Origin of the sequence: Brucella tritici (assembly GCF_008932285.1) — a bacterium.
Lineage (GTDB): Bacteria > Pseudomonadota > Alphaproteobacteria > Rhizobiales > Rhizobiaceae > Brucella > Brucella tritici.
This window is the reverse complement of sequence record NZ_WBVY01000002.1, coordinates 252,912-273,386: the sequence shown is the minus strand read 5'-3', so window position 1 is coordinate 273,386 and position 20,475 is coordinate 252,912. Positions and strand designations below refer to the sequence as shown.

The window sequence follows — 20,475 nt, the reverse complement described above, 5'->3', positions numbered from 1 at the left end:
GACAGTAAACGTGGGGATGCGAACATGAAACGATTAACGTCGGCGGCCTTTCTTATATTTGCAGTGATGCTTTCCTCGGTCGCATATGCCGATCTGAAAGGGGCGGACCGCAAACTGAATGATCTCTATAGCCAGGTCATTAACTCTCTGCCTGCCTCAAATCAGACGCAGCTCAAGGAAAGCCAGCGCAATTGGATCAAGTATCGCGATAGTGAGTGCCGGTATCAGCAAGTAAACTACGCAATCATGGTCTCAGAAGCCGACTGCAAGGAAGCTCTGACCCGTCAGAGGATCGGTCTCCTGAGCCAGCAATTGGGTTGGCTGAAGAAGGTCGGCCAGAAGGACGAGGCCGGCACGGCAGTCGATTGCAAACAGGAGATTGGTGCGAAAGCGGCAAACATTCTCGTCAACCAGTGTAAAGACATTTCACCTGCTACGAACCCGCCATGTAATGCGAGCAATTCATGCGATTTGATCCGGGACGAAATCAAGCGGGGCTGCAGCATGGTTGGAGATAAAAAGCCGGCTTACTGCCAGTAGCCGGCCTTCATCATTTCCGGCATCTCCTTGGTCACTCCCAAACAGATCCGTCCAATGCATCCAGCGGAAATTTCAGGTAGCGCTTGCCGTTGGCTTCCGGCTCAGGCAGTCGCCCGCCGCGTATGTTTACCTGTAGCGCATGCAGGATCAGCTTTGGCATTGGCAGCGTATTGTCCCGCCTGGTTCGTAAGGTAACGAAGGCCTCTTCCGTCACGCCAGCAAGATGCGGGTTGAACTTTTTCTGGTCCGCCACAGTGCTTTCCCAGCGTGGCATACGGCCGCCCGGCTGATAATCATGCCCGGTGAATATCCGCGTCTCGTCAGGAAGTGCAAGGATGTCCTGGATCGACTTCCACAAAGCTCTCGCATCGCCGCCGGGAAAATCGGCGCGCGCCGTACCGCCGTCAGGCATGAAGATTGTGTCATGCACAAAGGCGGCATCGCCAACCACGTAAGTGATGGAGGCGAGCGTATGCCCTGGAGAGAACAGAACCCTGGCATCAATGGAACCGATCTTGAACGTCTCGCCATCGGCAAACAGCCGATCCCATTGTGAGCCATCGGTGGCAAGCCCGGGCCAGTTATATATCCCCTTCCACAGCTTCTGGACGTCGATTACATGCTCACCTATCGCTGTTTTTGCACCGGTTCTCTCCTTCAGATACAGGGCTGCAGAAAAATGATCTGCATGTGGATGGGTGTCGAGAATCCATTCAACAGTCAGGCTGTTATCGCGGACGTAATCGAGAATAACATCGGCATTGATCGTCGCCGTTGAACCCGACTTTTCATCAAAATCGAGAACGGGGTCCACTATTGCGCACATACCGGTTGCCGGATCGGACACCACGTACTGAACGCTGGAGGTTCGCTTGTCGAAAAATCCTTTTACCCGCGGGCGAAGGTCAGCAAAGCGTTCAAGCCATGCTGCGGCAGCACTGGTATCAAAGCCGTGCCGGTGCCCGAAAGGTATGACTTCCTCGACGGACATGCGCCCGTCCAATACTTCGCCGATCAGATGAAGGCTGAGCGAGCGCATACCCGTCTTGCAATGAGCAAGCACGGGGCCTTCAGATTTTCCGACCGCCATCTGAAACGCACACACATCAGCTTCAGTGATCGCGCTCATAGTGACCGGAATGAAAGCGTAGGAAAGATCGTATTGACGGGCGGTATCGCATTCGGCCTTGTTTCCGGGCTGGTCTGCATCCTCGCCGTCGGGACGGTTATTGATGAGTGTTTTGAAGCCGCTGCGATGCAGCGAACCGAGTTCGTCCCGGCTTAGTTGCGAAGATACCGACAGCTTCCCGGATATTGCAGTGATGGGCATTTTTGCCTCCAATATATCATTATACAATATATAATAATGTATAATGTTTGCTTTTTCAAGCGTGCTTCGCGAGGCTTGCTTTCACAGCTTTCATGGAAAATTTTTCGAGAGACGGGGCGTAGGCCGTCTCAGAAAACGGCAACGCCCTGAAGATAATTGATCCTAGTCAGTGTGAGGCGGGGCAATGCGCTTTATAGTTCGTTCAATCTGTACGCTGGGGAGACGCTAAAGATGCGGTTTTCGGGTGAAGATCGATCAAAGAAAATCCTTTTGATTTTTGCCTTCTGCGGACTTGTGATCGGGCTCGGCCTGCACGTCTCCGGCTACTCATACGGCGCGCGGCTAGCCTGGACTGTTGCCACTTTGCCTGTGCTGGCGACTTTGCTGGTCGAAATTCTCCGGAGTTTATGGCGAAAGGAGTTCGGGCTGGATATCGTCGCGGCGATGTCGATGACGGCCGCGCTGGCATTTGGGGAAATGCTGGCAGCTTCGATCGTCGCCCTCATGTATACTGGGGGAGCCTTTCTTGAAAGCTTTGCCGAAGGGCGAGCACGCCGTGAGATGCATGCCTTGCTGTCCCGTGCGCCGCGAACGACAACGCGTTATATCGATGACCATCTCGAAGAGATTGCCGTTGATACGGTTCGTCCGGGTGACCGCCTCCTGATCCGTCAAGGGGATGTCATTCCCGTTGATGGGCGTATCGCCTCTACAAAGGCCTTCGTAAACACGTCTGCGCTCACGGGAGAGTCACTTCCGGTTTCGCTTGCGTCGGGAGCGGATGTGCTGAGCGGTTCGATGAATGCCGGCGATGCTTTCGATATCGTTGCCAAGCACGAAGCGAAGGATAGCACCTACGCTGGCATCGTTCGCCTCGTGGAAGAGGCGCAGCATTCCAAGGCTCCAATGTCGAGACTGGCAGACCAGTGGTCCGTCGGCTTTCTGATCGTGACCGTCATAATCGCCTTCGGAGCATGGTGGTTCACGGGAGACCCGATAAGGTCGGTCGCCGTTCTCGTCGTGGCGACACCATGTCCTCTCATCCTGGCGGTGCCCGTCGCTCTTGTTGCGGGACTGTCGCGTTCCGCTCATTTCGGGGTGTTGGTGAAGGGCTCCCGTCCATTGGAGAATATGGCCCGTATCAATACACTGGTGCTGGACAAGACCGGAACGCTGACCGACGGTCGTCCGCAAATCACCTCGATCCACCTTGAGCCGGGATTCAGTGAAAATGAGGTATTGCGGTTCGCTGCTTCCCTTGACCAGGTGTCCAAACACCCTATGGCACAGGCCCTTGTACTGGCCGCTCAGGGGCGCGGTATAGATCTTGTATTGCCGACTGACGTCAGCGAACTGGCAGGGGATGGAGTGGCTGGCCGGGTCGATGGCAAAAGCGTCATTGTCGGCGGACGCAGCTTCGTTGAGAGACAAGCCAATGCAAAACTGGTCGAAATCCCCAATACGGAAGCCGGAGCAGTCTTGGTTGCAGTCGCAATAGACGGCAGGCTTGCAGGCTATATCGTCATGGCCGATCCGTTGCGCAGCGATGTCGCCGATACGTTACGCGGTATACGCAAAGACGGCGTGAGGCGCATAGTGCTGGCGACAGGCGATCGTGCCGCGGTGGCCAGACGCATAACCAAGGGTTTGGGGCTTGACGCCATCTACTCCGAACTTTCACCCGATCAAAAAGTGCTGACCGTACTCAGCGAGCGCAAGAACGGTGCCGTGATGATGGTCGGAGACGGCGTCAACGACGCGCCCGCACTTGCCGCGGCTGATGTCGGCGTTGCGATGGGTGCAAGGGGAGCGGCAGCGTCGGCTGAGGCAGCCGACGTCGTTCTTCTCGTTGACAGGATAGACAGGCTTCGCACCGGGATGGAGATTGCGAAGCGGTCAAGGCGCATTGCGATGGAAAGTGTTGTGGTGGGCATCGGCCTTTCCGTGATCGCCATGATCGCGGCAGCATTCGGTTATCTGTTACCTGTCCAGGGTGCATTGCTCCAGGAAGTGATCGATGTCGCTGTTATCCTCAATGCGCTCCGGGCGTTGAGAATCTCTCCGACCATCCAAGCGCAGGCTGCACCAGGCAGCCGCCTTGAAGGGCAAGCCCGGTGAGCAAGGCCCGTGACACGCCGCAGAACCAATGACCGTGCCACGGCGGTAACGATCAATCTCAGAGAACTTCGCCGCCGTCTATAACCAATGCGAGCCCCGTTACGAAAGCCGACTGCGGCGAAGCAAGATATACGATACCGGCTGCAATTTCTTCAGGCGACGCCCAGCGCCCCATCGGTATTGTTTCCGAAACGTAGTTTTCAAGCGCTGCCCTCCCCCCCATCTGCTGTTCGAAGCCAGCATTGAAAGGCGTATCGACAAATCCCGGACAAAGCGCATTGAACCGGATGTTCTCCCGCGCATAGTCAGCCGCCATCTGCCGTACCATCGCCACGGCTGCATGCTTGGTGGTGGCATAGGAAATCATGCCGCGATCATACTGGCATCCGGAATTGGAGGCAGTAATAATCACCGATCCCCCGCCCTGCGCCCGCATTGGTGCAAGCGCGGCCTGCGCCACAACAAAATGCGACCGCACGTTCAGCGCCCACGCCAGATCCATCTGGGCAGGCGTCACATCCTCCAGTTTGCCTGCAATCTGGATGCCGACATGCGAATGCACAACATCAAGTCGTCCGTAACGCGCGGCAACGCCGGAAACTGTTTCTGTGATGGCGGCATCATCACGGGCATCGAGCACTGCGCTCTCCGCCTGCCCTCCGGCATCTCTGATCGCCTGCGCAGTCGCTTCAGCAAGTTCCGCGCGAAGATCCGTAACCACAAGCGTGGCACCTTCTGCCGCCATGGCAATCGCGCCTGCGCGGCCGATACCCGATCCGGCGCCAGTGACAAGGGCAACCCGGCCCTCAAGACAAGATTTCATGATTTTTTCCCTAGAATGATCGCGGAGAACAGGAGGAAGGCAGGCGCTTGAAATGCTTTTGGCATCTAATGACCTGCCGGTTTCCCGCGCCGGAGAATGATTTGTGCAAAGACAAGCAGCAGCAGAGAGAACACCATTACCATCGTGCCGATGGCATTGATCTCCGGCGTCACTCCGCGACGGATTGACGAAAAGATGTAGATCGGAAGGGTCGTTTCTGGCCCGGCAACGAAGAAAGCAATGATGAAATCATCAAAACTGAAGGTGAAACTCAGAAGAAAGCCAGCCATTATCGCAGGCGTCAGCATTGGCAGGGTCACTTGCCGAAAGGTACCGATTGGCCCTGCACCAAGATCGAACGAAGCTTCCAGCAATGAACGATCCATGCCGTCGATACGGGCACGCACCAGAATGATGACGAGGGACATGGTGAACAGCACATGCGCCGCTATGAGCGAGCCATATCCCAAGGAGAGCTTCAAACCCGTTACCGCCTGAAGCCAGGGATTGACGGTGTTGAATACGGTTACCAGCGCGATCAGCGTTGCGATGCCGATGACGATGCCTGGGATCATCACTGCAATATAGATGAGCGCGTCGAAGAGAACCCGCAATTTTCCTTTCAGGCCTGTCAATGCAATGGCAGCCATCGTGCCAAGCAGGCAAGACAGGAACGCCGAAGTCAGCGCCACTGATGCCGAAGTCTTGAGAGCATCGATAACGAACGGATTGTCGAGCGCCTTGGAATACCATTGCGTCGAGAAACCCTGAAGCTGGCTCGCCGACCTGCCTGCGGAAAAGCTGAACAGCGCAATAATCCCGATGGGAAGATAGAGGAACAGATAAATTGCAAAAGCATAGATGCGCATGGCTTCCTCACATCAAACTGACATCGTCGCGCGCTGTCCCCATCAGGCGCAGGAAACGCATGTAAAGAGAGACGACAAGCAACATGATCGCGACCAGCGTCATCGATACGGCGGAGCCGAACGCCCAGTTACGCGACTGCAGGAAAAGGTCGACCAGCGCATTTCCGACGAAGAAGACATTGCCTCCACCCAGCATCTGCGGGATGAGATATTCACCCATGAGCAGAATGAAGACGAGCATCGAGCCGGTTGCCACGCCGGGGAGCGACAAAGGCAGGGTGATTTGCAGGAAGCGCCGCCAGGGTGGCGTTCCAAGATCGTCTGCCGCTTCCAACAGCCGCCGGTCGAGCTTTTCGAGGCTCACATAGATCGGGAAGAACATCAGCGGCAGATAACCGTAGACGATGCCCACCAGAACGGCGAAAGGCGTATTGATCAGGCGAAACTCACCGAGCCCGAATGCCGAAAGCAATTGGGGAATGCCCCGGCCGCCGAGAAGAAATATCCACGCATAGGAGCGGATCAGGATCGAGGTCCAGAATGGCACAATCACCAACACAAGCAGCAATGTTCGCCACTGCTTGCCGACCCGCAAGGCAAGATAATAGGCCAGCGGGTAAGCGATCAGCAGCGCAGCGACGGTGCCGATGGGCGCCAGCGTCAATGTGTTGCGGAATGCGGCCCAGCGACTTCCCAGATTGGCGTATTGCGCAAGGGTGAAAGCCGGCTCGTAACCGCCAGCTGCCCCGCGTTCCCCGAAGGAATAAACGAGGACGACCGCCAGCGGCAGCACAAGGAGCGCCGCGTACCATAGGCCCGCCGGCCCCAGCAGGAGCCAGCGCATTTTTCGCTGAGACAGTGCCATTGTGTCCGTCCGTTATGCCGATTTGAAGCGGGCAATAAGCTCCGCGCGGTTTGGATCGGTCAAGGTGACCGCCGCCCCGAACTCCAGTGTCGACAGAAGTTCCGCCGCCGGATGAAGGATAGGATCATTACGCATTTCTTCCGGCACCAGAGCTTCGACGCGCGCATCGGGCACCGGATAACCATGGAAAAGTTCCTCGCGCGCATTGACCGAAGGGTCGAGCAGGAAGTTCAGCAAGGCGTAAGCGCCTTCGCGATTGGGCGCGCTGGTCGGAATGGTATAGAAATCGGACCAGATTTCGCCGCCTTCCTTTCCGAGCGTGTAGTGGATTTCCGGCAGATCGCGATTCATCTGTTTCGCATCTCCGGTCCAGCACATCGTCAGCCAGGCATCGCCGTTGCGCATGGAGGGCTGATAGTCGGAGGTGATGGCAAAGAGATGCGGCTTCACCTCGATCAGCAGTTTCTCTGCATCGGCCAATTCCTTCGGATCGACGGAATTGAACGAGTAGCCGTAATATTTCAGGGCATTTCCGATAGCGGTCAGCTGATAGTCATGGATAATTGTGCGACCTGAAAAGTCGGTTTTGGTCCGGTCGAAAAAATCCTTCCAGCTGGTGAAAGGTGTCTTCGCCTTGTTGCTGTCCCAGGCCATACCCGTTGTGCCCCATAGTTTTGGGATACCGTAGAGCTTGCCGTCGACAGTGCCGGGCGTTGCGAAACGCGCCTCGAAGGACTCGGCGTTGTAGTTGGGTATTTTTGTCAGATCGAGTGGCTCGATCATCTTGCTGTCGGCATAGGTACTGATAGCGTAGTTCGTAGCGACCACAATATCCCAGCCTGCCCCACCGGCTTGCAGCTTGGCGAACATTTCCTCGTTTGAACCGAAAACATTCACTTGCACCGCTGCGCCGGTCGCTTTCTGGAAGGCCGCCAAATTGTCGGGGTCCTGATAATTCGGCCATGTTGCGATCGAAACCCGGTCACCAATGTCGCCTGCCCAGGAGCGTGTTGGCAAAAATCCCGGTATTGCGCCCGCCAGAACCGCCGTTGCGGCACCCAATCCGGTCACACCCAGAAAATGGCGGCGTGTAACCGAACCTTTCTGGTAACGGCGCAGTTCTTCCATGAAAGTCTGCCGGGAAACCGGCTTGTCATTCTTCGTCATTTCATCCCTCCCGTTTATTGTCAGCAGATCGAATTTGGCGCTTGAGGTTTGTCCTCACGGCTGCCCGCCAGACGCCAAACTCGCAAAACTCATTCGTCACGCTCAAGGATCAGGCCTGTTCCACGATCCCAGACAAGATGCGCGGTCGAGCCCACTTCGACACCTGGCAATGCTCTTTCCGCCTGCCTCGGAACCAGAACCTGCAACTGGCCCAGAACCGGGTGCGTCAGCAGGAATTCGATGTGCTCGCCGAGGAAAATCTTGTTGGCAACCTGTACTTCAATCGTCTGCTCCCCCTCCGTCGGGGAGATAGTCAGGCGCAGCGCTTCAGGTCGGATCATGACGTCGACAACATCGCCGGGTGCCACAGCAAAAGCTGTCTCAACCACCACCTTGTGGCCCGAAGCCAGGCTCACCGCCACATCGTCACCGTCGGTATGTTCGACCTTCCCGGCGAGAATGTTGGCGCGTCCAACGAAGTTGGCAACATAGCGATTGGCGGGACGGTCATAGAGTTCACGCGGCGTCCCTATCTGGGCGATACGGCCATGCCCCATGATGCAGATGCGGTCGGACATCGACAATGCTTCCTGCTGATCATGGGTGACGAGAACGAAAGTGATGCCCAGCTTGCGTTGCAGCGACAAAAGCTCGAGCTGCATCTCGGTCCGGAGCTTGGCATCAAGTGCTGCCATGGGTTCGTCGAGCAGCAGTATTTTGGGCTCGTTTACGATCGCGCGAGCCAGCGCCACACGCTGTTGCTGGCCACCCGACATCTCCCAGATCCGTCGTCCGCCGAAATCAGCAAGGCGAACGGTTTCCAACGCTTTTGCGACCCGAAGCTCGATGTCGGATTTTGCCAATCTCGGGCGACGCTGCCTTAATCCATAAGCCACATTCTGGGCGACGGTCATGTGCGGAAAAAGAGCGTAGCTTTGAAATACCATATTGACGGGGCGTTTGTAGGCAGGTGTGGTCCCTACCTTTGACCCATCGATCAATATTTCACCTTCGCTTGGCTGCTCGAATCCGGCTAACATTCTCAGTGCTGTTGTCTTGCCGCAGCCCGATGGTCCGAGAAAGGAAAGAAACTCCCCTCGCCGGATTTGCAGGTTCAGCTGACTGGCCGCAAGTACGGCACCATAGCGTTTCGTGGTGCCGACAAATTCCGCAACAGTGTCGCTGCTTCGACCGGCGGAAGCCTCGGTAGCGTATACCATCAAAATATATTCCCCTAGAGAGCTTTGCCTAAAGCGGCATATCCCTTATTTTGGGAAAAACATATAAAACTAGTCAATACCTGTATATATCACAAAAGGCATAGAGACGGAGATTCCCAATGAACTGGGCGCAGGCATCTGCACGGGTCATCGATGCGTTACACCAGCCACATTTTCCAGCAACGCTGATTGAGGCGATCCGCAACGTAGTACCTTTCGAGCACACGGTGACCTTTGCCTATTGTGGCAACCGGCGTCCCATCGCCCTGCATTCAGAATTCCCCGTATGGAAACACAAGGTCATGGTCGAGGACTATCAGGAGGGGCCTTATCTCCTCGATCCATTTTACCTGCAATCGTCCCAGACCGGTGATCCCCGCCTCGTGCGACTGCGGGATATGGCACCCGACCGTTTCTATCAGGGAGAATATTTCCGCAACTACTATGTCCAGACGGAACTGGCCGAAGAGATCGGGTTCATGCTCAATATTGAGCCAAACGTCGGTATCGTCATTTCCGCCATGCGAACCTCGAAGCCATTTTCGGCACATGAATTTCGCAAGCTTGGGGAACTGGTTCCGTTCATCGGTGCGGTCGGACGGCACAATTGGGCAGATTTGCCAAAGCAATTCACCCAGGCCCCGCAGCCAGCGGAAACAGATAATCTTTCAAAGATCATCCAGCATGCATTTTGCGATCTGGGACGTCAGATTTTAACCGCCCGTGAGGTGGAGGTAACAGAATACATTCTGAAGGGCTATTCAGCCGAAGCGACGGCACGTGCTTTGGGAATATCATGCGGAACCGTGCGCATCCATCGGCGCAACATATACGGCAAGCTCCATATCAATTCGCAAGGAGAATTGTTCTCGCGATTTATCGGCACAATGGCTCAATCGGATTACTAGTGGTCTCTTTGATTCCGACATTTGCTCAGCGCTCATATCCGGGGGATGCAAATATCGGAATCAGACCACCAGAGCGCCATGCGTCCAACTGGACGCACAAAAGTCGCTTCAACTTATTGAATCTCCGCATCGTGCTTTCCCGAACTCGACTCTGATTTTTGGGCCGACGCCACGGAGCGCCTCCGGGCACAAACTGCAAAGCGTCCATATGGGGAACCCGGCATTCAATCGAGAGCAGCAAGTTCCCGACGTCCATAGATTCCGGCTCAGCTATTATATTGAAAAATATGCTTCATGCCCAGCATACTAAAGTCAAATCGACTTTAGATTTCGTCATGGTGACGGTCGAAATTCTAATTCTGGGAGGAGTGTATGGCGTCGGTGTTCGATCTGCCCTGAAGATGCGGGCCACACCTTTTCCATGTCCTAACGCTACCCTGATTTGGTTAAGAAATCTACCCTCGGAAAGACATCACCGTGAAAATCAATCAGGCTCGCCGTGCATTTATCCAAGCCTTAAGGATAATTACCGCAAAGCAAAAGAGCTCCGCAGCCGAAACGGAACCGCGCCGGACGACCCTCTCCTCTTTTTATCCCCAAAGAGAAAATGTGCCCACTTCCTGGCACTCTTTCCAAACTCCTTCCGTTTGGTCACGAGAATAATTTCTGGCGCCGTCGGTCGTACGAAGCCCCTCACAACTCTTTCCGGCAATCAATTGGATGAAAGAAGTACTTCAATTCTGGCTCTGCCGAAGTTTTGCTGAAATCATGTCGCCTTCCGTGCCAACCGGCTTATCGGGCGACCCGAAGCGGATATCAGCCCCGCATCATAACGCAGATGATAGCGGCCGGGAACTTGACCCCTTATCCAGCCAGAGCCGGACACGCATTCGGCGGACCAGCGCCCGGCCAATCTAGCCATCAAACCACTGGTGAGAAATCCGGAGACTCACCGTTTCAAATGCAGGCAGCGGCAGCCATCATTTCGGCTTCGGAATGAAGCCCGCGATACGGCACCATCAGAGAATCGGTTAAACGCTTCTTTCACAGATAAAACGGCTATATTCTCGTGTGGAAACAGACTCTTCCGGGTTGAGATTTAGAGAAAGACGGCATCATTGTTTTATAGACTGCCGTCTAAAATCGATAAAACCCATAAAAAAACAATTAGATAAAGACACTTCAGCCGAATCGATAAAATTTTGTTTAATTTCAATCCCGGCGCTAACTCTTTGTTAATTCGGCTGCCTCTTGCGATAGAATAAGAATCGGACATAATGACGGTATTTAGGCGGTATCAGTTCCAATGCCGTCACTAGGGACCTCAAGTAAATGAATATCGCAAATCCAGCAGCAGCTTTGTCGTTTGACGACATGATACTATCGCAAGGGCGCGAGATTTCTCGCAAGCTCAATCTGCTGCGTCACGAAAACTTTCCGCCGGATGCACGCAAAAATATGCTGCGCCAGTTTTCGATGGCCGAGGCTGCATATTTCCTTGGCGTCTCTCCCAGCAATCTCAAGAAATTGCACCTGGAAGGCAAAGGTGTCGAGCCGACCATTCTGACAGGCGGCCGTCGCGCTTATAGCGTCGAACAGATTCAGGAACTTCGTCAGTGGCTTGACCAGAATGGTCGCGCCGAGGTGAAGCGTTACGTTCCGCACCGTCGCGGCAATGAAAAACTTCAGGTCATCGGCGTCGTCAACTTCAAGGGCGGCTCCGGCAAGACCACCACGGCTGCGCATCTGGCGCAGCATATGGCCTTGACCGGTCACCGCGTGCTTGCAATCGATCTCGATCCGCAGGCTTCGCTCTCGGCCTTGCACGGCATTCAGCCGGAACTCGATGAATTTCCGTCACTCTACGAAGCCATTCGTTACGATGCCGAAAGGAAGTCTATCCGCGAAGTCATTCGGCGGACGAATTTCCCCGGCCTTGATATTATACCGGCGATGCTGGAGCTTCAGGAGTACGAATATGATACGCCGCTTGCCATGCAGAATGGCGGCGAGGGCAAGACTTTCTGGAACCGTATCGCGCAGGCTCTCTCGGACGTGGATGGTGACTATGATGTGGTCGTCATCGACTGCCCTCCCCAGCTTGGCTATCTGACGCTGACGGCACTCTCTGCAGCAACTTCCGTTCTGATTACCGTTCATCCGCAGATGCTCGATCTCATGTCGATGTCGCAATTCCTCCTGATGCTCGGCGACATTCTGAAGACCGTTCGTCAGGCAGGTGGCGCGGTGCAGCTTGACTGGTTCCGCTATCTGATCACCCGTTACGAGCCGACCGACGTTCCCCAGGCACAGATGGTCGGCTTCATGCAGAGCATGCTCGCCTCGCACATGCTGAAGCACCAGATGCTGAAATCGACAGCGATTTCGGATGCTGGCCTGACCAAGCAGACGCTTTACGAGGTTGAGCGTTCATCAATGAACCGCGGCACCTATGATCGCGCCATGGAAGCCATGGAAGCGGTCAATGCCGAGATTCGCGGCCTCATTCACGAGGCATGGGGGCGTTAGACTGCCGTCTAAAGCGGCGAATATTGAATAAAATCAGGTCTCTGACCGGTTTGAGGACATGAGAATGGCTAGAAAGAACATCTTCGAAAGCGTTATGCGGGACGAACCGGCGGCTGAGCAGGCCTCACAGCCGGTTGAAAACGTATCGCGCCGGTTCGGTGCCGCCAAGTCTCTGTCAGCTTCGATTGACGAACTGGCAAAGCAGGCTGCACAGAAGCTCGATGGCGAAGCCATTGTTGAGCTCGATCCCGGCAATCTGGATGTTTCGTTTGTTGCGGATCGTCTGCCTGAAACCAATGACGACGAATATCGGGAGCTTCTGGAAGCCATTCGCGAGCGTGGTCAGGACAGCCCTATTCTCGTGCGTCCGCATCCTGAAACCAGCGACCGCTATATGATCGTTTTCGGTCATCGGCGCGCTCGGGTGGCTCGGGAACTTGGCATTAAGGTCAAGGCGGTTATCAAGCCCTTCGCCGATCTGGAACATATCCTGAGCCAGGGTCAGGAAAACTCCGCACGTGCCAATCTGAGCTTCATTGAGCGTGTTTTCTTTGCCGCGCGTCTGGAAGCACTTGGCTTTGAGCGCGAAGCCATACAGGCTGCATTGACGGTTGATTACCAGACCCTGTCAAAGATGCTGACCATTCCGAAGGCTATTCCGGAGCATATTCTTCTTGCTGTCGGTCCGGCAAAAGGCATTGGTCGTGACCGCTGGCTGGAACTGCGCAAGCTGATCGAAATTCCGGGCAAAAAGGACGCTGCGGAAGAGCTCCTGGTGACATCGGCATTTGAAAATGCGTCGTCCGTTGATCGTTTCGAGCAGCTATACGGCTATCTGAAAGGCGGCAAGCAGAAGAAGCCTGTTACCAAGGCGGCTCTGCGTCCCGGCACCAGCTGGACGGCTTCAGATAAATCCGTCAGCGCAGTTATCAAACAGAATGGCAAATCGGCTACATTGGCGCTCAGTGCAGCCAACGGGCCTCGTTTTGCCGATTGGCTTTCTCGTAATCTGGATGAGCTTTATGCGTCGTTCCAGAGCGAGGAGAAGTAAGTAAGCGTAACGAATAGCGGCGGTTGCTGCGGTTCGATTGTGTAGAGCATGTCTCTCGAAATTGGGAACCGGTTTCGGGGTAAAGACATGCGCAAGACAAAGAAAAGGAGCATTTCCGATGCGTTCAAACAAACAGGAAATGCTCTAGCGTTCAATAGTAAGTGTGTTTGCGTCGAAACTGTTCAGGAAGAGGAACGAGACAGCAAAAGAAAAAGGCCCCCAAACGTCGCCGTGTGGAAGCCCTTCTCATTGGTTTAGCAGCTAGAGAATCGCAAATCCACGAATCACTGTCAAGTGTAATTAGCGTCATTTCGGCGGGTGGATTTCTTTTGCCTTGTGGAAGGTGAAAGAAAATGGAGATTCAATTGGCCTCGACGCCGTTTGGCAGTCGAAGGATGACGCTCGCCTTGTTGGCAAGTCAACAGAACACACAGCAGATCGCACCGGGAGCGGTTGCCGATAAATGGCAACTGCATCGCTGGCTGTGTGAAGCGAAGACGCATTTCGGCTTGAATGATCGTTCTCTGGCGGTTCTTTCGGCGCTTTTGTCATTCTATCCGGAAACGGAACTGAATGCGCAGAGCAGCCTGATTGTGTTCCCGTCCAACAAGCAACTGGCATTGCGCGCCCATGGCATGGCCGATGCAACCTTGCGCCGTCATCTGGCAGCGCTGGTCGATGCCGGTTTCATCCTTCGACAGGACAGCCCGAATGGCAAGCGCTATGCCCGTCGCGCCAAGGGTGGAGACGTGCAGATTGCATTCGGCTTTTCACTGACGCCGCTGCTGGCACGTGCCTGTGAACTGGAAGCGGCTGCAGAGCAGGTGAGGGCGGAAAAGACGGCCTTGCGTGAAATGCGCGAACGCCTGACCTTGTTGCGCCGGGATATCACCAAGCTTGTTGAATTTGCCGCTCAGGAGAAACTTGCCGGTAACTGGCAGGACATCCATCATCGTTTTCGTCTGATCGTCGACAGCATTCCGCGTCGTGCAGAGCATGAAGAACTGACATCTCTGGTCGAATCCATGCAGCGCATTCGTGCGGAGATCGATAACGCATTGAAACTTCATGAAAATGTTCAAAATTTGCGCGCCAATGAATCTCAAAATGAGCGGCAGCAAATTGAATCGAATCCAGATTCCCATCTTGAAAGGGCAACGCCTGAATTTATCGACCAGCGCGTAAATGAAATCGCCAATGCTCCAGTTGAACCCACAGTTTCGCTCGACATGGTGCTTCGCTCCTGTCCGGAGATCACAGCCTATGCCCTATCCTCCATCCGACATTGGCAGGATTTGGCCAATACAGCAGAGAAAGTACGCACCTTCCTCGGCATTGATGGAAAGCTCTACGATCTCGCAAAGAAGACGCTGGGAACGCATAATGCATCCATCGTGATCGCTTATATCCTGCAGCGCTATGAGCAAATTCAGTCCGCTGGCGGTTATTTGCGAATTCTGACGGAAAAGGCTGCCAATGGCTCATTCTCGATCAGACCGATGCTTATGGCTGCTCTGAATGGGCACAATCGTTAACCATAAAGCCCAGTCAGCATGACAAAACCAAACGGCTGTTTAGGTTTCGTATCGTTCATGAAGTTCAAGGAGATCAAGCCATCCAGTTTATGTCGGAAAATGCTCCGAAAACCAGACCAGAGCGGATTGCTCCCCAGCCCTTTTAAGGGATGTCACTGATTACATGGCCACTAACATTGACGCTTCACAACGGCGATTGAGGCTAAGGCTATAGGACTTGCGAAAGATTAGCGCTTTGAAGCTTGATGCGGCCGCCAGGTCCTGGTGTCAGTCCAGTGCCTGAAAGCGGCGACGGCGTGAACGGCGGCGAGAGCGTAATGTGTTCAGGTCTTGCGCCTGATCGACCTTATGACGCGGGGGAGGCGAAAGAAGGCGCATGATGAAAAGGATGCAGCACCCGATGGTGAATATCCAGAATATCTCATCGGTGAGATCGTTGATCATGTCGCAATCCAGAGCAAACCGCTTGTCCGTTTCCGTGACACGCGAAACAATTTTCCGAGATAAGTATCTTCTTGCGAAACTGTGGCCAAGTCACGAAGCCGTGCTTTATCGCCTCGCCAAGGCACACGGCAGTTCTGTGGACGACTGTAAGGCGCTGGTCGCGAACTCCGCAGCGATCTGCGATAGATGGTTCATGCTGCCTTTCACGATCCATTGTTCCGGCCGGGTGCTCGCGGCTGAATTTCCAGACCGGCAAAACATCCTGAGCTGGTCTCTGACGCGTCCGGGGTTCGTTTCGGCGTGTTCCGTCGCCTGGCTGGAGGTACGCAATGACGACCTGACGCTGGATGTGGACCCGGTGCTTTTGTTGCAGGAGAGACTGGCAGAAGCCGGGTATGGTGAAGCGGTCCAGATGATGACATCGCGCAGAGTACAGAAACACCATGTTGCAATATCACGCTCCGGCGAAGCCCATGCTGCCTGCCTTGCCACTGTCGGCCTGTCAAACGCGGGGAGGGTGGGGGAACTCACGCAGATGAAGATGCCCATTGGAACGATCAATCTTCTGGTTCACATCGATAAGCCATTGTCGGTCGCAGCCCATATAGAGGCTATTTCCATTGCTTCCGAGGCCCGCACCGCCGCTATTATCGAACTCGGCCTCGATGTCGGCGGCAAAGCGGCAACAGGGACCGGAACAGACTGCATCGCCGTTTCCGCTCCGCACGGACAGGTGGAGGAGGCAGCATCATATGCGGGCTTGCATACGAATATAGGAGCCGCCCTCGGTGGCGCGGTTTATGATGCAATGTCCGAAGGCGGCAGGCTCTGGATGAAAGAGCAGGGTTTCGGGCCGATCAGGCCTCGGCTGTAGCCCCTTTCGGCTTCAGGCGCAGAATAAGCGGTACCAGAACAAGGGCGACGATCGGGAAGACCAGCCAGTTGATGGTTTCCCAGCCCGATGAATGCAAGAGCGACCCTGCAAAGAACGAAGCGCAGGCCACAGTGCCGAACATGATGAAATCATTGGCGCCCTGTGCCTTGCCGCGTTCCGCCGGTGTGTGGCAGTCGGTCACCATGGCGGTCGCGCCGATAAAGCCGAAATTCCAGCCGATGCCGAGGAAGATCAGCGCACCCCAGAAATGGCCCACATCAAAGCCGCCCAATGCAATGATGGCGGAGAACGCGATCAAAACCAGACCGAGTGCGGTGATCTTTTCCTTGCCGAAACGGGTGATGAGCTTTCCGGTGAAGAAGCTTGGCGCGAACATGGCGAGCACATGCCACTGGATGCCGAGGGCTGCATGATCGACGGAATGGCCATGGCCGACCATGGCGATGGGCGCTGCCGTCATCACAAATGTCATCAGCGCATAGGAACAGACGCCAGCAGCCACGGAAAGGATGAAGCGCGGTGAACGGAGAATTTCGCCGAGAGGGCGGCCTGTATCATGGATGGTGTTCGGATATTTCCGGACCTTCGGTGCGCGCAGCATGAAAAGGACGGGGAGGGCGAGAAGCCCGAGAACAGCCTGACTGAGGAAACTGCCTGCAAACATCGCATCCGGAATGGTATCGCGTGTCCAGATGACAAGCTGTGGCCCGACGATTGCCGCAACGAGCCCACCCACCATGACCCATGAGATGGCGCGCGCCTTCATGTCGCCCGTTGCCGCATCGGTCGCGGCAAAGCGATAGCTCTGGACATAAGAGGCGTAGAAACCGGCAGTCAGCGTTCCGAGACAGAAGATGAGGAAGGAGGCGGCAAAAATACCTGCGGCTGCGATCACACCCGCCGCAGCGCCGACAAGCGCACCCAGCATATAGGCATTGCGGCGTCCGAACTGGCGCATGAAGAAAGCGGCAGGCAGTGTGCCAAGCGCAAGGCCGAGATTGAACAGGCTGACGGGCAGTGTGACGAGTGCCGGATCGGAAGACAGTTTCTGGCCTACCAGACCGCCAAGCGAAATCACGATAGGCGGGCTGGAAGCGCCCAGTGCCTGTGCAATCGTCAGGATAACAATATTGCGTCGTGCAGCCGTCGCGTCGGTCATAACCAACCCCTCAATCGATAAACCGGGATGGTTTTATCGGAAAGCGCATTTACCGGCAAAATTATTCTACAGCTGGTTAGAACATTTTTTGACTGGGTCAGCTATTCCGTTTCAAACGATGAGATGGATGTGACGACACATCCGGGTTTGGGAGGATATTTGGCAATTAACCCATAATATTATTCGTCCAGTGCTCCGATAGAGACATTGCAGGCGGTATTGACGCCATGATCGTCAGCGTATTGAAAGTAAATTGTACCATTCATCGTGGGCAGAGGGCCGCTATGTGGCGGTTTTGATCGCCCAACATAATCTGATGAGAAGCCAGCTTCATATGTGCCATCCGGCTTTGTAACTACAGTGCTTTCGTCAATACCGAACTGCGCAGTTAAAAGCTCTGTCGAACTATCGGAATATATATTTACCTCTCCGGAAAAACCTTGTCCGTTATTGGTTAGTGTCACCAAAACATACTCGTGATCATCGCCATTCATGACCAAGAATCCGGGTTTCAACGAGATTTCAATAGCCATTCTTCACCTATATACTTGTTGAAGAGCGAATATATCTCAAATCTGGAATGAAATTATACTGACAGAGTAGGCAGAGTTGGGCTGCTGGTCTGTCAGTTTGAATAATTATCGCATCAGCGATGCGCGTCTTCCCTCATACAAAACCTGAGCGGACAACAGAGACGCAACCATGCAGGCCCGCGATGTATGTGGGAATCCAATTTGGACAGCCCGATGTCGTCCGGCTGTCATCTAGTGCTTCTAATTTGCAACTCCACAATTCGATAGGGAGCTAGCAATGTCAGAGAATCTTTCCCAGCAAAGTCTGTTCAAGACCAGCCAGTTGGAAGAAGCAGATGCCGATCCGCGCAATCCGTCCGATAATCCAACCATGGGCGAAATCATCAGCCGGCGCTTTTCCCGCCGTGGCTTTCTGCGTGGATCGCTTGCTGTCTCGGCCATTGCGGCAACGGTCAGCCCGCTCGCCCTGTTGAGCGCCGGTGATGCGCGCGCTGCATCCGGTTCGGCCTTTTCCTTCAAGGAAGTCGAAGCCGGTGTGGATGCCCATCACCATGTCGCGGAAGGCTATGACGCCGATGTGCTTTTGCGCTGGGGCGACAGGCTTTTTGCCGATGCGCCGGAGTTCGATCCGACCAAACAGTCTGCCGAGGCGCAGGCGCGTCAGTTCGGCTACAACAATGATTATGTCGGCTATATCGCCATCGAGGAATCGCCGGAACATGGCTTCCTCGTGGTCAATCACGAATATACCAATCCGCACCTGATGTTCCCCGGCCTCGTCAAGATCGTTGACGGCAAGGTGGAGCAGGCTCCGCTTTCGAAGGAACAGGTGGATATCGAAATGGCCGCCCATGGCGGCACGATTGTCGAAATCCGCAAGCAGGACGGCAAGTGGCAACCGGTGCTCGACGGTGCAAACAATCGCCGCATCACCTCCAATACCGAGATGGCGCTGAGCGGTCCCGCCGCCGGTCATGATCGCGTCAAGACCAATGCCGATCCTTCCGGCACCAAGGTTTTCGGCACGGTCAACAATTGTGCAGGCGGCGTCACGCCCTGGGGCACCTACATCATGGCCGAGGAAAACATCCATGGCTATTTCATTGGCGAACTGCCGGAAGGTCACGCGGAAACGGCCAATTACAAGCGCATGGGCATTCCCGAAGGCTCATACGAATGGGGACGTTTCTACGACCGTTTCGATGTTTCCAAGGAGCCGAACGAACCGAACCGCTTTGGCTGGATCGTCGAGGTCGATGTGTCCGATCCGAACGCCGTGCCGAAGAAGCGGACCGCGCTTGGCCGTTTCAAGCATGAGGGTGCCGAATCCATCGTCAACAAGGACGGGCGCGTGGTCTTCTATCTGGGCGACGACGAACGCTTCGACTATGTCTACAAGTTTGTGACGGCGGGCAAGTTCAACCCGGATGATCGCGCTGCCAATATGGACCTGCTGGATGAAGGCACGCTTCACGTGGCCAAATTCCATGAAGATGGCAAGGTCGATTGGATGCCGCTGGTATTCGGTCAGGGTCCGCTGACCGAGCAGAACGGCTTCAAAAGTCAGGCCGATGTGCTGATCGAAACCCGCCGCGCGGGCGATCTTCTCGGCGCGACCAAGATGGACCGCCCGGAAGACGTGCAGCCGAACCCGGTCAATGGCCGTGTTTATGTCATGCTCACCAACAATACCAAGCGCAAGGACGATCAGGTGGATGCCGCCAATCCGCGCGCCAAGAATGCCTTTGGCCATATCATCGAGATCGAGGAAGATGGTCAGGATTTTGCCGCCACGACAGGCAAGTGGGAGGTGCTGCTGAAATGCGGCGATCCATCCGTGGCAGAAGTCGGTGCCAGCTTCTCCACCGACACGACACGCAATGGCTGGTTCGGTATGCCGGACAACGCCGCCGTCGACAGTGCCGGTCGGCTTTGGGTCGCAACCGATGGCAACAGCAACAAGGATACAGGCCGCACCGACGGACTTTGGGCGGTCGATACGGAAGGTGATGCGCGCGCGACCTCGAAACTGTTCTATCGCGTGCCGGTGGGTGCGGAAATGTGCGGTCCGCTGTTTGCACCCGATGATGAGACGGCTTTCGTTGCCGTGCAGCATCCGGGCGATGGCGGCGAAGATTGGGACGGTCACGGTCGTCCGTCCTATTACGAGGACCTGTCCACCCGCTGGCCGGATTTCAAGGACGATATGCCGGTTCGGCCTGCCGTGGTGGCAATCACGAAGCAGGGTGGCGGCAAGATCGCGGTGTAATACCAAAACTAGATGAGTTTGACTCATCGAGTTTTGGTTAAGCCCGTGCGGCGACTGAGCATTTTCAGGGCGTGATGCGTTAGCATCTCAGCGTCCTGGTATAATGACTTGATGAGACAGTTGACCCCCGGTGAAAGCTGGGGGCCTTCGCCAAAGCTTCATGGAAGCGTCAAGCCAGCGATACAAAGTCAGCCTAATTCCGTCCCTGTATTTCAAATCC

17 protein-coding genes are annotated in these 20,475 nt (G+C 55.1%); 8 read left to right on the top strand and 9 right to left on the bottom strand.

The window, feature by feature from the left end:
* Positions 1 to 24 precede the first annotated feature (24 nt).
* A complete protein-coding gene (locus F9K94_RS06790; protein ID WP_235913409.1) occupies positions 25 to 540 on the top strand; it encodes a lysozyme inhibitor LprI family protein in 516 nt (171 codons plus the stop codon).
* Between the two features lie 31 nt (positions 541 to 571).
* Here the strand turns inward: F9K94_RS06790 and blh are convergent, their stop codons facing one another.
* Positions 572 to 1,870, bottom strand: a complete 1,299-nt coding sequence (gene blh / locus F9K94_RS06785) for a bifunctional sulfur transferase/dioxygenase Blh (RefSeq protein WP_151644425.1) — start codon at positions 1,868 to 1,870, stop codon at positions 572 to 574.
* A 231-nt stretch (positions 1,871 to 2,101) separates the two neighbouring features.
* Between blh and F9K94_RS06780 the strand changes: the two genes are divergently transcribed.
* On the top strand, positions 2,102 to 3,988 hold the full coding sequence (locus F9K94_RS06780; protein WP_151644424.1) for a heavy metal translocating P-type ATPase: 1,887 nt from the start codon (positions 2,102 to 2,104) through the stop codon (positions 3,986 to 3,988).
* A gap of 58 nt (positions 3,989 to 4,046) precedes the next feature.
* On the opposite strand, the gene F9K94_RS06775 is transcribed toward F9K94_RS06780, so the two are convergent.
* The 5 genes from F9K94_RS06775 to F9K94_RS06755 all read right to left on the bottom strand — a co-directional run bounded on the left by F9K94_RS06775 (position 4,047) and on the right by F9K94_RS06755 (position 8,932).
* Complete coding sequence (locus F9K94_RS06775) at positions 4,047 to 4,811, bottom strand: SDR family NAD(P)-dependent oxidoreductase (protein ID WP_151644422.1); 765 nt, start codon at positions 4,809 to 4,811, stop codon at positions 4,047 to 4,049.
* A gap of 65 nt (positions 4,812 to 4,876) precedes the next feature.
* The gene (locus tag F9K94_RS06770; RefSeq protein ID WP_151644420.1) at positions 4,877 to 5,680 is read right to left on the bottom strand and encodes an ABC transporter permease; all 804 of its coding nucleotides are present in this window, start codon (positions 5,678 to 5,680) and stop codon (positions 4,877 to 4,879) included.
* Positions 5,681 to 5,687: 7 nt separating this feature from the next.
* A complete protein-coding gene (locus F9K94_RS06765) occupies positions 5,688 to 6,545 on the bottom strand; it encodes an ABC transporter permease (RefSeq protein WP_151644418.1) in 858 nt (285 codons plus the stop codon).
* A gap of 12 nt (positions 6,546 to 6,557) precedes the next feature.
* The gene (locus F9K94_RS06760; protein WP_061347510.1) at positions 6,558 to 7,712 is read right to left on the bottom strand and encodes an ABC transporter substrate-binding protein; all 1,155 of its coding nucleotides are present in this window, start codon (positions 7,710 to 7,712) and stop codon (positions 6,558 to 6,560) included.
* A gap of 89 nt (positions 7,713 to 7,801) precedes the next feature.
* Positions 7,802 to 8,932: an ABC transporter ATP-binding protein gene (locus tag F9K94_RS06755; RefSeq protein ID WP_151644416.1), complete on the bottom strand. Its 1,131-nt coding sequence runs from the start codon at positions 8,930 to 8,932 to the stop codon at positions 7,802 to 7,804.
* 119 nt (positions 8,933 to 9,051) lie between these two features.
* Between F9K94_RS06755 and F9K94_RS06750 the strand changes: the two genes are divergently transcribed.
* From F9K94_RS06750 to repC, 4 genes are all read left to right on the top strand, one after another.
* The gene (locus tag F9K94_RS06750; RefSeq protein WP_151644414.1) at positions 9,052 to 9,840 is read left to right on the top strand and encodes a response regulator transcription factor; all 789 of its coding nucleotides are present in this window, start codon (positions 9,052 to 9,054) and stop codon (positions 9,838 to 9,840) included.
* A gap of 1,332 nt (positions 9,841 to 11,172) precedes the next feature.
* Positions 11,173 to 12,369, top strand: coding sequence for a plasmid partitioning protein RepA (gene repA, locus F9K94_RS06745; protein WP_061347513.1), 1,197 nt, complete (start codon positions 11,173 to 11,175; stop codon positions 12,367 to 12,369).
* A gap of 64 nt (positions 12,370 to 12,433) precedes the next feature.
* The gene (gene repB / locus F9K94_RS06740; protein ID WP_151644412.1) at positions 12,434 to 13,420 is read left to right on the top strand and encodes a plasmid partitioning protein RepB; all 987 of its coding nucleotides are present in this window, start codon (positions 12,434 to 12,436) and stop codon (positions 13,418 to 13,420) included.
* 353 nt (positions 13,421 to 13,773) lie between these two features.
* Complete coding sequence (repC, locus tag F9K94_RS06735; protein WP_151644411.1) at positions 13,774 to 14,955, top strand: plasmid replication protein RepC; 1,182 nt, start codon at positions 13,774 to 13,776, stop codon at positions 14,953 to 14,955.
* A 267-nt stretch (positions 14,956 to 15,222) separates the two neighbouring features.
* Here repC and F9K94_RS24395 read toward each other — a convergent pair whose 3' ends face one another.
* Positions 15,223 to 15,399: a hypothetical protein gene (locus tag F9K94_RS24395; protein WP_192799456.1), complete on the bottom strand. Its 177-nt coding sequence runs from the start codon at positions 15,397 to 15,399 to the stop codon at positions 15,223 to 15,225.
* On the opposite strand from F9K94_RS24395, the gene F9K94_RS06730 reads away from it, so the two are divergent.
* The gene (locus F9K94_RS06730) at positions 15,398 to 16,273 is read left to right on the top strand and encodes an adenosylcobinamide amidohydrolase (protein ID WP_235920576.1); all 876 of its coding nucleotides are present in this window, start codon (positions 15,398 to 15,400) and stop codon (positions 16,271 to 16,273) included. The genes F9K94_RS24395 and F9K94_RS06730 overlap by 2 nt on opposite strands.
* Here the strand turns inward: F9K94_RS06730 and F9K94_RS06725 are convergent.
* Positions 16,257 to 17,453 (bottom strand): MFS transporter, encoded by a 1,197-nt coding sequence (locus F9K94_RS06725; RefSeq protein WP_151644409.1) that lies wholly within the window; start codon positions 17,451 to 17,453, stop codon positions 16,257 to 16,259. The genes F9K94_RS06730 and F9K94_RS06725 overlap by 17 nt on opposite strands.
* A gap of 179 nt (positions 17,454 to 17,632) precedes the next feature.
* Positions 17,633 to 17,986 carry a hypothetical protein gene (locus tag F9K94_RS06720; protein WP_151644407.1) on the bottom strand — a complete coding sequence of 118 codons (354 nt, stop codon included), beginning with the start codon at positions 17,984 to 17,986 and terminating at the stop codon, positions 17,633 to 17,635.
* Between the two features lie 277 nt (positions 17,987 to 18,263).
* Between F9K94_RS06720 and F9K94_RS06715 the strand changes: the two genes are divergently transcribed.
* Complete coding sequence (locus F9K94_RS06715; protein ID WP_151644405.1) at positions 18,264 to 20,255, top strand: PhoX family protein; 1,992 nt, start codon at positions 18,264 to 18,266, stop codon at positions 20,253 to 20,255.
* Positions 20,256 to 20,475: the final 220 nt, after the last annotated feature.